We start from the raw sequence: 14,885 nt of genomic DNA on the forward strand, positions 1-14,885 counted from the left end.
GACTAGCATTATACAGGGTGGTTACCATGGCAGGCCCGCCCCTGACGGCCAGTCACCAAGGGCTTGAAATCGGCGCAAGGCGGGTAATCGGGAAGGGTGCGAGCCCCATGGGGCCCGGATAGTCACTCGGCGGTATCAGTGGCCGACAGCTGCAGCAGATCACGGGCATAGGCGTTCACGTCAAAGGGGGTATCATCCTTCATGGTGAGCGCAATATGCGCCGCCAGCACATCCGCCATTTTCTCCAGGGCGTCTTCACGACCCACCCCCTGACCGATCAGGTCCATAATCACCAGCCCTGCCTCGCGAGGGTGACCATCGGCGATCTGGTTTTCCACCGCGTCCACCAGGGCTTTCTGTGCAAAATCGTCTTCTGCCTGTTCCATTTCCTGCATGATGCGCCCCACTCTTTGTCCACTGTGTGTCGCGCACAGGATATCACTTGGTGTTCCATCCCATAACAACAGACAAGCCACCCTCGGTCATTTTAAGCGCCAAACCACCGCAGGGCAGGGACTGCTTTCCACCAAATGTATATACATTGACTATCTATATGATAGCCGATAGGGTTGTTGAGTGCCGCGCTTAAACCGGCGAACATGCTGCCCTATTTTCTTAATGACGGTTATCGATATGTCGAAGACCAAAACGCCAAAGAAAAATAGCCAGCTGATCATTCGCATTAATGATGAAGAGCGTGCTCGGTTTGTCTCACTCTGTGAGGAGCTAGATACCAGTGCTGCACGCGAGGTACGCCGGTTTATTCGCAGCTTTATCAAGGACCAGGAAAAGCAATCCGGCAATTAGCCGTGCTTGCCCGGCCCGCTACAACTATCCAGAAAAAGGAAACTGCGATCATGTCCAAGCGTAAAAAACTGAAGAAAGCGATCAAGAACAGCAAATCCAAAATCTCCAAGCAGGAAAACACGCTGAAGAAGCTGAAGAAGAAGCTCAAGAAGCTGTAAGCGCTTCAAGAATCGAGGGCCAGTTCCGCTGGCCCTTCTTGCCCCTGATCCACATCAGACCTTCCCGCCCCGCTCAATCCTGAATCAACCAGGCAGTCAACTTCGACGCCAAGATATCCAGCACAGCCTCCTGATCCATCCCGGACGGTGCCATCAATACCAGATGCAGCAAACTTCCCGCGGTCGAAGTAGCCATCAGGTAGAGCGAGTAAGGGTGCACGTTCACCCGATACTGCTGCCGGGTTTTCTGCACGCCTGTCTGCAAAACTTTCTGTAATTCTTTCTGCAATTGCCGGGTCGCCGGCAACCGGTGTAGATACGGCACCTGAAACACCAGCACCCGCAACAGCTTGCGATGCCTGCGCATCAGAGAATACAGCGCGCCCAAAAAATGACGCATGGCCACATGCAGATCGTTTCGGTTATCGGTCAGGTCCAGGCGATTTTGCAGCAGGGACGTGGTTTCCGACAGCAGCTCTTCCGTAAGGCGTGCCACCACGGCTTCCTTGCCAGGAAAATATTCATACACCGAACCGATGCTCACCCCGGCCACCTCGGCGATCGCATTGGTGCTCAGCCCCGCGTAACCATGACGCTCCATAATCCGAGCACAGGCGCCCACCATGGCGGCCACCGATGCCTTCGAGCGCACCTGCTTCGGTTCTTTTTTCATTTTGAAATCAGCAGCTTGCCAATTTTCTGTGCGCATGTTTGACGGGCCTGTTCCAGTCAGAAAATCCGAGTTTTTCCGAGTATATGCTCAGATTAGAATGACTGCACGATGACCGTCACCTCAAACCGCGAGTCCCCCATGGCCAACGATATCCAGTTCAGACGCCCCAAAATCGGCCCCTATTTCAGCCGCCTCCGCCATCACTTGGCCTGGAACGCCAGGAGCTTGCTGACACCTGGGCAGGCCCTTCGCGACCGCGTACAAGGGAAAGTGGTGCTGCTCACCGGTGCCAGCTCCGGCATTGGTGAAGGCGTGGCTGAGAAACTGGCCGCTGCCGGCGCCACCCTGTTACTGGTAGCGCGCAATGCAGAAAAACTGGACGCCATTGCCAGCAAAATAAAAAAACATGGCGGTCACGTCTGCATTTACCCCGGCGATCTGACTGACCTGGAAGAGTGTGACCGCATCTGCCGACAGGCCCTGGCGGATCACGGGCGGGTGGATATTCTGATCAACAACGCTGGCCGCTCCATTCGCCGCTCGATCAAATTTACCGTGAACCGTTTCCACGATTACGAGCGCACCATGCAGCTCAATTATTTTGCGGCCTTGCGTCTGGCCATGAACCTGTTACCGGGCATGGAAGCCCGTGATGAGGGTCATATCATCAATGTGTCCACCGTGGGCGTGCAGGCCAACCCGGCCCGCTTTTCCGCCTACCTGGGCTCAAAGTGGGCACTGGAAGGCTGGACCTGGGTAGCGGCCAATGAATATGCCCATACCAACCTGCGCTTTTCTTCCATCAACTATCCGCTGGTGCGCACGCCCATGATTGCGCCCACCAAAATCTATGATTACCTGCCAGTGATGTCGCCGGAGACGGCGGTGAACTGGCTGCTGGATGTGATCATCACCCAGAACAAACGCAAGCTGGGCATCTTCGGCAAGGGCGCTCTGGCCATGTACTACCTGCTGCCGAAGACATCGGAATCCATCGTTAACCTGAGCTACCAGAGCCTGTTTGAAACGCCGCCAGAAGATTATGTGTCGCGCAAGGATCGCTCTGCTGACGACCACGCCATAGCAGGCAGGAACAACGACAAAAAGGTGGCACCGTTTCGCAGCAGAGAAAACAAGTATCGGGCCTAGCCCGCCTGTTCAGTGAACACCCCAGCGGGCAGGGAGCCGCCCAGGGCCGGAATACACACTCAGTGCCGTCACTGCCAGCAGTATCAATATGATGCCAGTTACCTGTGAGCCGGCCAGACTTTCATGCAATACCAGCACACCGAATAATGACGCAGTCACCGGCTCAACCATGGCCACGATAGACGCTACGGCTGGAGCCACATTCCTGAGACCGACCACATAAAGCACAAATGACAGCCCAGCGCCCAGAACACCCAGCCCGACAAATAGCGGCCAATCCGATGAATTGGCGGCAGCCATAATCTGACCAACATCTGCCGGCCACACCAGCATCATCACCAGTACCGAAAACGCAATGAACAGAATCGCCTGGGGGCTGCCATGGGGTGCGGCATACTTGAATCCGAAAATGAATACGGCATAGCAGACCCCGGCAAGCAAACCGGCAGCAACACCGATTGCCGTTACCCCTTTCGCCTCCATGTCATAAACGCGGGTAAGCAAAATGATACCCAGCATCACCACCGCAATGGCGGCCCACTTCAATGCAGAGGGATACTCAAGCCTCAAGGCAAACGACACCAGGTAAACGAACACCGGGGCGCAGTACATCAGCGTGGCCGCCACCGCCACACTGCCCTGGGAAATACTGAGGAAATAGAATGCGAAATTACCCGCCACACCCAGGCCGGCAACCACAGACCAACACCATAACCGCTGACTCGTAAGACCATGCCCCTCCGGCTGCAGCATCAGCCAAACCAGCACGAGGACCAGACCAATCGCGCCCCGGTAGAACGACACCAGGTACGCACTCCAGCCTTCGGCCATCAGCATACCGCCAATGCCACCTGACAGCCCCCAGCACAGGGCCGCCAAAATTACCAACACTGTGCTCACGCGCGCCATCTGCAATCCCGCCTGCCCGGCACTCGTTAAGTCGCGCCAGGCGACAACGAACGAACCAACACGCAAGCCCCATTCTCATGGGCTCTTATCTGCCACTGAAACGCAGATTATTTCTGTATGCAACATCCGCGGATAACATCGCAGGAAGGAAGGCAATGGCACGCCGTATTGCCGTCACAGGGCCACTGAAACGTGATCACCGGTGAGAAAAGGGAGGTCAGAAACGTCGGCTGGCACCCGGGTCATGCAGACCATGATGCCAGCCCAGAAGGAACAGACGGGAAAGATCAGGCGGAGGCAGCGGCTTCCTGCTCAGCCAAAAAGCTGTCGATCTGCAGCAGCAACTCACGGTTGTCGTGATCCCAGGGATGAAAACCCGGGCGGAAGTAGTCCAGGTAGTTGCCAATCTGCTTACGCAGCATGCCGATATCGCCGAAAGTGTAGTGGAAAAACTTCTGCCACCCCTTCCAGTCCGTCAGCTTGCCCTGCTCGCGCAACACTTCAAGAAAGACCGGAATCACCAGACCCCAGAACACCACCGTCGCCAGGCCCAGTCCGAAACAGCGCAGGCCGTAGGCGCCAACACCTTTCCCCATGACCGCCGTCCAGACATCAAATGCCACCGCCTTGTGCTCGGTTTCTTCCAGCGCATGCCAGCGCCACAACGCGGCATAGGCCGGGTCGGCCCCTTCCACCACGCGAGGATCACTCAACACGCTATCCGCGAGCAGGCCGGTGAAATGCTCCAGGGCAATAGTGCCACTCAGGGACACCGGCGCACTGTACTTGTTGAAGGTCTTGAGCACGCCCTCCACCAGACGCTCGAATTTGGGCGCCACCGAGGACACCGCAAACAGGGCATCGTTATATTCTTCATGCTCCCGGCCATGCATGGCCTCCTGACCGATAAACGCGGTCACCGCCTTCTTGAGCTCGGGATCGGTAATCTGATCCCGGTAGGCACGCACACTGTCGATAAAAAAGCGTTCACCCACGGGCAGGATGGTGGAGAATGTATTCAGAAACGCCGTCAGTACGGGCCCACCCGGAGTGTGCCAGTCGGAAATCCGTTTGGGGTCCACATTGAACCGAATGCTCCTGCGCGTCGGCACCAGCATGGGCTTAGCGCGGGTATTATCTGTTACCAGACGTAGCGCTGCAGACAGCTTTTTCATTGTTATCTCCATTTATCATCACGCCCAGGCAAACAGGGTGGTCACTGCCCTGGCAAACAAAGGGGTCCATCTAAACATACGCTGCACAGCTTGGCATCATGCCAAAAATTGCATCTCAAGGACCCGCTCCCGCCGCCCCTTGTATCTTCACCGTGCATGGCGCTACTTACCTGAAAGCACTGTTCCAGAGTAATCTTTATCATTATCAGAAACCCTGTCATAGAGTCTGATTGCTGCCATGCACCTCAACAAGTCCCTGGCCTTAATGTTACTGTCGCTTGCCACTTTTCCAGCCGCTGCCGATGGACAGGACTGCAAGCTGGACATCCTGCACAGCGCCATAGGGGCCACCCACACCTTCAATCTGACAGTCACCTGTACGGGTAACTACACGCCCCTGACCTATCTTCTCAGAGCCAGACGAAGCATGAATGGGGTAACGCTTACAGACAGCCAGAGCGGGACGCTGAACATTCATGGCGACAGCAAAACCGTGGGCGACATCCAGATTGATCTGAAATCAGGGGATCACATTGAGCTGGAAGGAAAAATCCTTCAGGCCTGTGAAGTGCTGGGGGAAACCCGCCTGGAATATACACTCTGACATCTCCAGGCCCATGACAACCGGCAGCCTGCTCACTGACCGTGGTATACATCGCCCCTTTATTCGATGCCCGAATAACCAGTGCTATGGCGCCCATCCCAATTGCTGAAGGCTGATAATGTCGTTCCAGATTTTGGTCATGTAACGAATCTTTCCACCTTCGAACTCCATGACATAGACATAATCCGCGGCAACGTCTTTCCCCGTCGGGGCCACCGGCCCGCCCGGCCCGGTGTGCCTGCCATGGAAAATTGCATACACAGCGACACTACCTCGCTCATTGTCCATGCCAAGGTGACGTAACTCGTAACGGGCATCTGGAATCGGCGTATACAGATTCTTCATCCACTCGGTATACCCTTCCAGGGTAGCGATATCAGCGAGGGATACGGTCTGGGAAGAAAAGCCTGCGTCAGGATGGCAATATTTCCGGCAAATATCCCACCCTTCACCACTTTCACAGGCATGGAAGAAACCTGTTGCGGTGTCGAGAATTGCACTCATGATCCGCACTCCCTTTACAGGAAAGTATTAACTATAACCCCCTGCAAAGTGACACGGCATTGCTTTGAAATCAGCGTTACATTACCCAACAAAATCGCCATTCCAGAGACACGAAAACTTACCCCAGGGACCCCGTCTCTTCCTGTCAGGCCTGGTCCCGTGCCATCTGGATCCAGCGTTTATGCAATTGGTGATAGTGCCTGCCGGACACCCGACTCGTTTCCAGCACATTCTGGTATAACGCCTTGCTACCGGCCACATCTCCACCGGCCGCAAGCAGCCTGGCCAACCTGCAAGCCGGCTCCGGCCCCGGGTAGTATCCGACGAGAGCCTCATACTCTGCGCGAGCCTCATTGATCTTTCCGGCCTTTTCCAACGCCCTGGCATAAAGCAGATGGCCATCGGCCGTGGTGCTCTGCGGATTATGGTGCTTCAAGTCATCGAGGCTATTCAGGCAAGCAGGATAATCCCGCATGCCAAACCGGGCACGGGCCAGCGCCAGCATCAGCTCCGGATCAGTTGCATGGATGCCTTTCATGCTGTGCTCCAGCAGTTCGGCAGCCTCAGCATAGGCCTTCTTTTCCATTAGTTGCTCAGCAAGCATCAACGCGTTGGCGGCGGTGCTCGCCACACTGAAATTCTGCGCGGCTTCGCGCACATCCCTGTCCGGGTTCAGGGTTCTGGAAACATTACGGCGCACCCGCTGCCCGCTCCGGCTCTGCCCCATGGCTGGCAACAGCTCAACGATCAGATAGGCCAACCCGCCAATAAGAGGAAAAAAGAGAAGAATGAAGATCCAGCTGCTGTTACGACCGGTCTTGATGGCATGGACCACCAATGCCAACTGAATCAGGATAGATAGAATAAAAAACGGCATGGGTCCCCCACCATCATTGACCGCCCAATATGTAAAGACTGAAAGCTATAAAGAAACGCTCGCCCTGACAATGGCCGATATCCTACATTGAGACCTGTTACTCCGGTCACACAAACAATACTTACTGGCTGAAAAACCCGGTGCTAATCTGTCTGTCGAACGCGGCAGTCAATGCTGATTCCCCTGCCGGAAGACGCTGGCCTACACAACCTCTACTATCGAACCGCACCCACCGCGAATAACAGACAAGAAAAGGAACGCAGGCATGGAAAACGATTTCGATTACCTCATCATCGGCGGAGGCTCTGCGGGGTGCGCCCTGGCCGGCAGGCTGAGTGAAGATCCGGACACTCGCGTCTGCCTGCTCGAAGCCGGAGGCAGTGGTGATGGCCTGTTGGTCAATGTGCCCTCGGGCGCGGTGGCCATGCTCTCCAAACCCATCAACAACTGGGTCATGGAGACCGTGCCACAGAAGGGACTCAATGGCCGGCAGGGGTTCCAGCCCCGCGGCAAGTGTCTGGGCGGCTCATCGGCCATCAATGCCATGGTCTATATTCGTGGCCACCGCGAGGATTATGATCACTGGGCTGCGCTGGGCAATGAGGGCTGGTCCTACAAGGATGTACTGCCCTATTTCCGCCTCAATGAACACAACGAACGTATCGATAACGACTACCACGGCACCGACGGCCCGCTGTGGGTCAGCGACAGCCGTACCGGCAACCCGTTCCAGGACTACTTTCTGGACGCTGCCAGAGAATGCGATATCCCGATTACCGATGACTTCAACGGCGCCGAACAGGAAGGCGCCGGGGTCTATCAGGTCACCCAAAAAGACGGCGAACGCTGGAGCAGTGCCCGGGCTTATCTGTTCCCGCATCTGGATCGCAGCAACCTGACCGTGGAAACCAACGCCCAGGTTCAGCGCATTGTCTTCGACGGCAAACGTGCTGTGGGTGTGGAATTCAAGCAAGGCAAGCAGCTGCGCACCGCCTCGGCCCGCAAGGAAGTGCTCCTGTCCGCCGGCGCCTTTCAGTCCCCGCAACTGCTGATGCTATCCGGGGTGGGAGATAGCGAGGAACTGAAAAAGCACAACATCCCCGTGGTGCATCATCTTCCTGGCGTGGGCAAGAACCTGCAGGATCATCCGGATTTCATTTTCGGCTACACCACCGACAGCCCAGCCACTTTTGGTCTGTCACCGGCGGGCATGTGGCGGGCGCTAATGGCCATGGGCACCTATCGCAAGGAACGACGCGGCCTGTGGACCTCCAACTTCGCCGAAGCCGGGGCCTTCCTGAAAACCCGGCCAGAGCTTACTGCCCCGGATCTGCAGCTACACATGGTCACTGCCCTGGTGGATGATCATGGCCGCAAGATGCACTTCACCCAGGGTTACTCCTGCCACGTGTGCCTGCTGCGCCCGCGCAGCCGGGGGAGCGTGCAGCTGGCCAGCGCCAACCCGGATGACCTGCCCCTGATCGACCCGGCCTTCCTGGAAGACCCCCAGGATCTGGAAGACATGGTGCAAGGCTACAAGATCACCAAGAAAATCATGGAAGCGCCGTCACTCAAACGCTGGATGAAGAAAGACATGTTCACCGCCAACGTGAAGAGCGACGATGAGATTCGCGACGTGATCCGCCAGCGCGCTGACACCGTTTATCACCCGGTGGGCTCTTGCAAGATGGGCACCGATGAGCAGGCGGTGGTCGACCCGCAATTGCGCGTTCATGGCATCGAAGGCTTACGTGTCATCGATGCGTCCATCATGCCCACCCTGATCGGCGGCAACACCAATGCGCCGGCCATGATGATTGCGGAGAAAGCGGTGGATATGATCAGGGGGCAATCGCGGACAGGCTAACCACATTCACCAGACAGCCCTCCCCAGTATCCGGAGGGCTTCAGCCTGGCCAGCACCAAACCAGGGCGAACTTGCGTGAAGCGATAGAAACGATTCATCGCCAACCATGAACGATGTCACAGGAGACACCATCATGAGCAACCAGGAAGTTGTCGTAGAGCACGACTGCGATTCCAGCGCTGGCTGTGGCGCCATTGAACTGGTGCTTATTCCCAAGGACAAGGATTTGGGCGGTTTTTCCGTCCGTCGTACTCTGCCCTCAAAACAACGCAAGACCGTTGGCCCCTGGATTTTCTTTGATCACATGGGGCCCGCCAGTTTTCCGGCGGGCAAAGGCATCAATGTTCGCCCCCATCCCCATGTCAACCTGGCAACCGTGACATACCTCTTTGAGGGAGAAATTCTTCACCGTGACTCACTGGGCAGTCTCCAGCCCATCCAGCCCGGTGACGTTAATCTGATGGTGGCCGGCAAAGGCATTGTCCACTCCGAGCGCGAGCGCCCTGAAATCACTTCCCGCGATCACAATCTTCACGGCCTGCAACTCTGGTTGGCCCTGCCGGAAGCGGATGAGGAAGTTGAGCCAGCCTTTTACCATTATCCTTCTGCCGACATCCCCTCCGTTGATGTTGACGGCATCCCGGTCAGAGTCATCATGGGCGAGGCATACGGGGTAGCCTCACCCGTCAAGACCTATGCCGAAACACTCTATATAGAAGCCCGACTCAAAGCCGGACAAACACTCACCTTGCCCGACAGCCAGGAGCGCGCCCTCTATGTGGTTGAAGGCGCCCTGCAAGCCAGAGACACCAGCATTGAACAACACAACATGGCAATCCTTGGCAACCAAACCGGCGTGTCCATTACCGCAACGGAAGATTCACTGATTGCCCTCGTGGGCGGCGAACCTCTGGGCAAGCGGTATATTGAATGGAACTTTGTATCAAGCCGAAAAGAGCGCATTGATCAGGCAAAAGCCGACTGGAAAGCCGGTCGCTTTCCCAAAGTCCCGGGGGATGAGGAGGAATTTATTCCAATGCCCGAATAACCTTTCCCGCCAAGCGCAAACTGGCAAGACAGGAAAGACATTCCGAAGCGTATCCGCTCATCCTCAGCAGTCACTCGGGACACGCAACATCCCATTTCCTTCATGCCGACCAAACGGCGTCGTGTCCCGGCTTGTTCCTGTGTGGCGCTATTCCATTTCTGCAAAGACAAGCGTCAGCTTCAAATTTTCCAGCCCTTCCAGGCAATAGCTATCGCGTCCCGGGGCCGGGTTTTCCACGCTGACCAGCACCGCATGGTAAGGGTCGGGAGAAATCCAGTCCCCGGTGGCAAAGGTCTCAGCCAGTCGACCCACTTCCCGATCACTCAGGGTATACACAAAATTCGGCGCGCTACCATGCCGCCCCTGGGTAAACTCTCCGGCCGCGGAAAGCTGCTCATGGTATTCGCGGAAGCTCAGGCGTTCGTCATCAATGATGACCGTGGGCGCTTCTATCCCGCTGTGCGGCATGCCCTCATCCATTGTCGGAACGGCTACCGACGGCGGCGCAAAATTGACCCAGGCAATAAAGGGAGTATCAGCCTGGCAGTTGGCGTTATCACTGTCAGGGTGCGCCTCGCCACTGAGTGTTGCCTTTATCAGGGTACGGGGCTGGCCATCCCGGGTGATTTCGCTTAAATCAAACAACAGCCACGCATGGTGCTCCACATTCACATCAACCCGACAGCGCGGCCGGGCGCTTTTGGGGAGATCCGTGCTTTCATAACCGACCACCGCCGACGTGGGTTCCGTCAGCCCGGGATAATCCTGCCCCGGCAGCCCCGACACATTCACCCCACACAATGCATCAATGCCAGCCATGTCGCCCTCTTCCCGCATGTAAAGCTGCTGGCGTGCAGTAGGCTCCAGATATCTCACTTCATAACTGCGACTCGGATGGTGGCAGGCGGTCAGAATCATCGCCGTTATCAAAAACAGTGCGCTTCGCATTCGTCTCTCCTTGTACCCATCTCCCCATATCCCTGGGGTTTCGTATCAACCATGGAAGGTGGATGAAATCCCCACGCCCACGGACTTTCAAGCTACCACTGGTATAGCATCCGGATAGCCAGCGAATCCGTGATGCCTTTTGCGTTTATCAGCCTTTTTCCTTGGGGGGGGCACTTGAATACCACCGGCCCATAACACATTGTCGAAACCCGCCACGTATCAAGGCCTTGCGAAGCCAAAAAGTTACAAGGTAAAGCTGAAGTGGGTAACGCGTAAGAGAGGCGCACCACCTGATACTTAATTTATTTCTGCCTACCCCTTGTCTTGCATCAAATTTCACTCCGTCTTTTTGGCACTACCGGTAGATCTATGCCACGCTTTTTATTGGGACATCAAGTGATGCAATCACTGAACCTGGATAAGGAGACATGCCATGTATCGCAAGATACTCGTACCCATCGACCTGGCACACACTGATAAAATCCCGAAAACTCTCAGCACAGCTATCGACATAGCCAAGCACTATAATGCAACGCTGTGCTACGTCAGTGTCACCAGCAGCGCCCCATCTTCTGTGGCACACACCCCGGAAGAGCTGGCAGACAAGCTCAGCACCTTTGCCCAGGAACAAGGCCAGGCCCACGGCATCGACACTGACAGCAAAGTAATATCAACACCGGATACTGCCGTGGAACTGGATGACCGCCTTCTGGAAGCTATCAGGGACACGGGCGCGGACCTGGTTGTCATGGCCTCCCACCCCCCGGGCATTGGCGACAAGCTGCACATTATTCATTCCAATGGGGCAAACATCGTCAAACACAGCGACGTATCGGTTTTCATCGTTCGCTAGCGGCAACGGCCAGGCGAAAATCCGGGCAGCCTCAGGAATTTCAGGCAGTCCGGACAAACATGAATTCCGAAATTAGCACAATTGGTGGGTGCCCCGTATTTACTCGAATTTGGGGGAAGAGCCGGGTCAGCCAAGAATAGAAAAACCTGAGCGCCCCGGTTCTTCGTCCAACCCCGCCTGTAACGAACGCTGCTGACTGACATCGAAGGGCTAACGGATGACATAGGACATCTCTTATGCGAGCGCCGCTTAGCCTGTTTCTTTTTCTCGTGCCGGCCATGCTAAACGCCGGCAGCATGCCCCTGACATTCAGCAGTGGCGAACAACAAGTCTCACTGATTGAGCTTTATACCTCCGAGGGCTGCAGCAGCTGTCCGCCGGCCGACCGGTTTGTCCGATCCCTGGGAAAACAGGACGGGCTTTTTTCCACGTTTATCCCGCTGGCGTTTCACGTGGATTACTGGGATTACATCGGCTGGGCTGATCCTTATGCCAGCCCGGCCTTCAGTGAGCGACAACGTCGCTACGCTCAGCTTCAAGATGTCAGTCGCGTCTACACACCCGGCTTTTTTATCAACGGCAATGAGTGGCGCGGATTTTTCCAGCGCCATCGAAACTGGCAGGATTCCCTGTCACAGAAAAAGGTGGGCTCTCTATCTGTTACTTACCAGCACCCGACCTTGCAGGCCACATTCAACGGCACCCTTCCCGATGACGCACGCTTGAATACGGCGTGGATCGGCCTCGGCCTGATATCCTCGATACAACGCGGAGAGAATCGGGGCAAAACCTTGCAACACGATTTCGTTGTTTTGCAGTGGCATCACCACCCCATGTCATCTTCCATGATGAAAGTCACACTGCCGTCGCCACCCGACCATGGCCAACAACGCATCGGATTGGTGGCCTGGATCAGCCAGAGCAGCGACCCTCGGCCCGTGCAAGCCGTCGGCGGCCTGCTGCCGTCAACAACCACCATCAATTAACGTCCACGGAGCCTCCATGTTTGCCAACACATATCCTTCGGCATGTATTCGTAACATCGCCGCCAGCCTGCTGTGTCTTTCCGCTTCGTTGGCCGTGGCAGCCCCGACCGCCATCAACACGCCGCTTTCCCGGGCTCCACTGGATGACACCAGCCACTTTGGCATCGGCGCCACAACGTCAATCACCGAACGGCCTTTTGTCGGTGTCGATGAACAACACGAAGGGCTCCCCTATTTCTCCCTTCGTTATAAACGCTTCAGCGTGGAAGGGCTTGATGCAGGCCTGGATCTCTTCAAAGAAGACAATAGCGTACTGGGGCTGCTCGTCACGCCGCGCTTCTATGAAGTCACTGCAGGCTTTGCGGACAATGGCGAACTTAACGGCATCGATACGACACACCGCACCGTCTTCGCCGGGTTGTCTTATGACTATCAGCATGCCATGTATCAACTCTCTGCCAACGTACTGAAAGATATCGGCAATGAGAGCGATGGCCTGGAAGCGAGTGTCACTGTCAGCCGCGGGATCAACTGGGGAGAGGTCACCATCGCGCCCTCACTGGGACTGGTTTGGCAAGACGGTCAATTGGTGGAGCATTTTTACGGGGTGGACGACGATGAAGCCGCTCCCGGCCGGCCCGCCTATGGCGAGCATAGCTCACTGAACTATCAGGCCGCCTTGACCGCTATCTGGACACCGGGAAAACACTGGCATTTTCTTGCTGTGGTAAAAGAGGATTATCTTGGCGAGGGAATTTCCGACAGCCCCATCATTGATGATCGATCACTCACTTCGGTTGCCATAGGGGGAATATTTTATTTCTGGTGATATGCCAGCAACGGTCACTGCCTGTAAATAAACCATCCCGCTTCGACGCCCTGAAAAATAGAGTCGACGCGGGATTGTCTTATCCATGGCCGTGGGCAGGTCGAACCCGCTCCATCCGCGCATTCATTTCAGCAGCGTGGCGACTCACTCTCTCCTCAGGCTTTGCCCGGATCAATCAGGATCTTGGCATGCTGCTCCGGATTACCCAATGCGGCAAAGGCCTCATCCACGCCGGACAACCCCACCGTACCGGTAATCATCGGCCCCACATTCACCTTGCCTTCGGCAATCATGTGCAACGCATCGCGAAATTCGATAGGCATGTAGCCCAGGGTAAAACGCAGATCGATTTCCTTGTTGATGGCATTCACCGGGAAGAAGTGGTCCTGTTTCATACAGACGCCCACCACCACGATGCAGGAGCGTAACGGCGCATCCGCGACGATACTTTCGATCATCCCCGGAATGCCCACGCACTCGAAAATCACCGGCCGCTTCGGGTTAGTCACGCCGGCCACTTCCGCCGCCCGCCACAGGGGCTCCCAGGGCAACGGCGTCATGCGCAGCATGGCCATGCCATCCAGGGCCATATCGAACAGCTGCGGCGCGTTCACAATAAAGCCGCGCTTTTCCATACCCTCATAGGGGCTGCCCTGGGACGGGTCCACCACCACATGGGCGCCCATGGCCCTGGCCAGCTTGCGGCGCGTGGGGGAAAGATCACTGGCGACAATATGACGCACCCCCTTGGCCTTGAGCATGGCAATCACCCCGAGACCAATGGGCCCGCACCCAATCACGATGGCCGTGTCACGACGGCCTATCCCGGAGCGGTTCACCGCATGCAGGGACACCGCCATGGGTTCGGTCAGCGCCGCATGGTCATCGGAAATACCGTTGGTGACAGGAAAGGCCAGGGATTCCTCCACCAGCACCCGTTCGGCATAGGCGCCGGGGGCCTGGGTGGACAAGCCAGTCAGATGCGCCATTCCGTTATTGCGCCGCATGGGCATGGCCACAACGCGCTTGCCCGACTTCCAGCGGCGATGGGTCTTCGGGCCGTAGTCCGCGATCTCGCCCACAAACTCGTGCCCCAACACCACATGCTCATGGCTGCGCATGATGTGCGGGTAACCGACCCGCTCGGTGGCCTCCGCCAGTTCATCCGCGTGATGACGCGCATGCAGATCCGACCCGCAGATGCCGCAACGCAACACATTCAGAAGTATCTGACCCTTGCCCGGTTCCGGCTCGGGCACATCCTGGACCGCAAAGTCACCGTGGTGGCAAACAACCGCTTTCATGGCTTTTCCTTATGGCAGGCTGACTTGATTGGCATGCTTATAGTGTCGCGCAACAGGCACGGGGAAACAGGTCGCATGGAGCCAAATAGGTCAGCCTTCATTGAGACCGGGGAGAGGAAGGTGGCGTAGCGGCAATGGGTCTGCTGTTCAAAACCTTTGGCAGTATCAGCATTGCGATAAAAATTATATTTTGG

Annotated in this window: 17 protein-coding genes; 8 read left to right on the top strand and 9 right to left on the bottom strand. The window is 56.4% G+C overall.

The genetic code is table 11. From position 1 onward, the window contains the following. Positions 1 to 122 precede the first annotated feature (122 nt). Entirely contained in the window at positions 123 to 395 is a 273-nt protein-coding gene (locus tag HUJ17_RS08170) for a hypothetical protein (RefSeq protein WP_290510232.1), read from the bottom strand. A 238-nt stretch (positions 396 to 633) separates the two neighbouring features. Here HUJ17_RS08170 and HUJ17_RS08175 point away from each other — a divergent pair, with 238 nt between their 5' ends. Next, positions 634 to 807 (top strand): hypothetical protein, encoded by a 174-nt coding sequence (locus HUJ17_RS08175; protein ID WP_198030612.1) that lies wholly within the window; start codon positions 634 to 636, stop codon positions 805 to 807. 231 nt (positions 808 to 1,038) lie between these two features. Here HUJ17_RS08175 and HUJ17_RS08180 read toward each other — a convergent pair whose 3' ends face one another. Then, positions 1,039 to 1,638, bottom strand: coding sequence for a TetR/AcrR family transcriptional regulator (locus tag HUJ17_RS08180; RefSeq protein ID WP_290510233.1), 600 nt, complete (start codon positions 1,636 to 1,638; stop codon positions 1,039 to 1,041). Between the two features lie 108 nt (positions 1,639 to 1,746). Here HUJ17_RS08180 and HUJ17_RS08185 point away from each other — a divergent pair, with 108 nt between their 5' ends. After that, entirely contained in the window at positions 1,747 to 2,787 is a 1,041-nt protein-coding gene (locus HUJ17_RS08185) for an SDR family NAD(P)-dependent oxidoreductase (RefSeq protein WP_290510234.1), read from the top strand. 9 nt (positions 2,788 to 2,796) lie between these two features. Here HUJ17_RS08185 and HUJ17_RS08190 read toward each other — a convergent pair whose 3' ends face one another. Together HUJ17_RS08190 and HUJ17_RS08195 are read right to left on the bottom strand one after the other, a co-directional pair. After that, on the bottom strand, positions 2,797 to 3,696 hold the full coding sequence (locus HUJ17_RS08190) for an EamA family transporter (protein ID WP_290510235.1): 900 nt from the start codon (positions 3,694 to 3,696) through the stop codon (positions 2,797 to 2,799). A 287-nt stretch (positions 3,697 to 3,983) separates the two neighbouring features. Further along, positions 3,984 to 4,871 carry a metal-dependent hydrolase gene (locus HUJ17_RS08195; protein ID WP_290510236.1) on the bottom strand — a complete coding sequence of 296 codons (888 nt, stop codon included), beginning with the start codon at positions 4,869 to 4,871 and terminating at the stop codon, positions 3,984 to 3,986. A gap of 238 nt (positions 4,872 to 5,109) precedes the next feature. On the opposite strand from HUJ17_RS08195, the gene HUJ17_RS08200 reads away from it, so the two are divergent. Further along, a complete protein-coding gene (locus HUJ17_RS08200; protein WP_290510237.1) occupies positions 5,110 to 5,475 on the top strand; it encodes a hypothetical protein in 366 nt (121 codons plus the stop codon). An 84-nt stretch (positions 5,476 to 5,559) separates the two neighbouring features. Here the strand turns inward: HUJ17_RS08200 and HUJ17_RS08205 are convergent, their stop codons facing one another. Together HUJ17_RS08205 and HUJ17_RS08210 are read right to left on the bottom strand one after the other, a co-directional pair. Beyond that, complete coding sequence (locus tag HUJ17_RS08205; protein WP_290510238.1) at positions 5,560 to 5,979, bottom strand: ester cyclase; 420 nt, start codon at positions 5,977 to 5,979, stop codon at positions 5,560 to 5,562. A 145-nt stretch (positions 5,980 to 6,124) separates the two neighbouring features. Next, entirely contained in the window at positions 6,125 to 6,856 is a 732-nt protein-coding gene (locus HUJ17_RS08210; protein ID WP_290510239.1) for a tetratricopeptide repeat protein, read from the bottom strand. Between the two features lie 265 nt (positions 6,857 to 7,121). On the opposite strand from HUJ17_RS08210, the gene HUJ17_RS08215 reads away from it, so the two are divergent. Both HUJ17_RS08215 and HUJ17_RS08220 read left to right on the top strand, forming a co-directional pair. Further along, positions 7,122 to 8,723 (top strand): choline dehydrogenase, encoded by a 1,602-nt coding sequence (locus tag HUJ17_RS08215; RefSeq protein WP_290510240.1) that lies wholly within the window; start codon positions 7,122 to 7,124, stop codon positions 8,721 to 8,723. Between the two features lie 133 nt (positions 8,724 to 8,856). Beyond that, complete coding sequence (locus HUJ17_RS08220) at positions 8,857 to 9,771, top strand: pirin family protein (protein ID WP_290510241.1); 915 nt, start codon at positions 8,857 to 8,859, stop codon at positions 9,769 to 9,771. Between the two features lie 147 nt (positions 9,772 to 9,918). On the opposite strand, the gene HUJ17_RS08225 is transcribed toward HUJ17_RS08220, so the two are convergent. Next, complete coding sequence (locus HUJ17_RS08225; RefSeq protein WP_290510242.1) at positions 9,919 to 10,719, bottom strand: hypothetical protein; 801 nt, start codon at positions 10,717 to 10,719, stop codon at positions 9,919 to 9,921. A gap of 433 nt (positions 10,720 to 11,152) precedes the next feature. Between HUJ17_RS08225 and HUJ17_RS08230 the strand changes: the two genes are divergently transcribed. From HUJ17_RS08230 to HUJ17_RS08240, 3 genes are all read left to right on the top strand, one after another. Next, positions 11,153 to 11,572: a universal stress protein gene (locus HUJ17_RS08230; protein WP_290510243.1), complete on the top strand. Its 420-nt coding sequence runs from the start codon at positions 11,153 to 11,155 to the stop codon at positions 11,570 to 11,572. Between the two features lie 296 nt (positions 11,573 to 11,868). Next, complete coding sequence (locus tag HUJ17_RS08235) at positions 11,869 to 12,558, top strand: DUF1223 domain-containing protein (protein WP_290510256.1); 690 nt, start codon at positions 11,869 to 11,871, stop codon at positions 12,556 to 12,558. Between the two features lie 16 nt (positions 12,559 to 12,574). Further along, on the top strand, positions 12,575 to 13,387 hold the full coding sequence (locus HUJ17_RS08240; protein WP_290510244.1) for a MipA/OmpV family protein: 813 nt from the start codon (positions 12,575 to 12,577) through the stop codon (positions 13,385 to 13,387). A 155-nt stretch (positions 13,388 to 13,542) separates the two neighbouring features. Here the strand turns inward: HUJ17_RS08240 and HUJ17_RS08245 are convergent, their stop codons facing one another. Both HUJ17_RS08245 and HUJ17_RS08250 read right to left on the bottom strand, forming a co-directional pair. Further along, entirely contained in the window at positions 13,543 to 14,691 is a 1,149-nt protein-coding gene (locus tag HUJ17_RS08245) for a zinc-binding dehydrogenase (RefSeq protein ID WP_290510245.1), read from the bottom strand. Beyond that, positions 14,688 to 14,885, bottom strand: a 198-nt coding sequence (locus tag HUJ17_RS08250) for a hypothetical protein (protein WP_290510246.1), incomplete at its 5' end; no start/stop codon positions are given. The genes HUJ17_RS08250 and HUJ17_RS08245, both read right to left, overlap by 4 nt.

This window comes from Alcanivorax sp. (assembly GCF_014762765.1).
In the GTDB taxonomy this organism is placed as follows: Bacteria; Pseudomonadota; Gammaproteobacteria; order Pseudomonadales; family Alcanivoracaceae; genus Alcanivorax.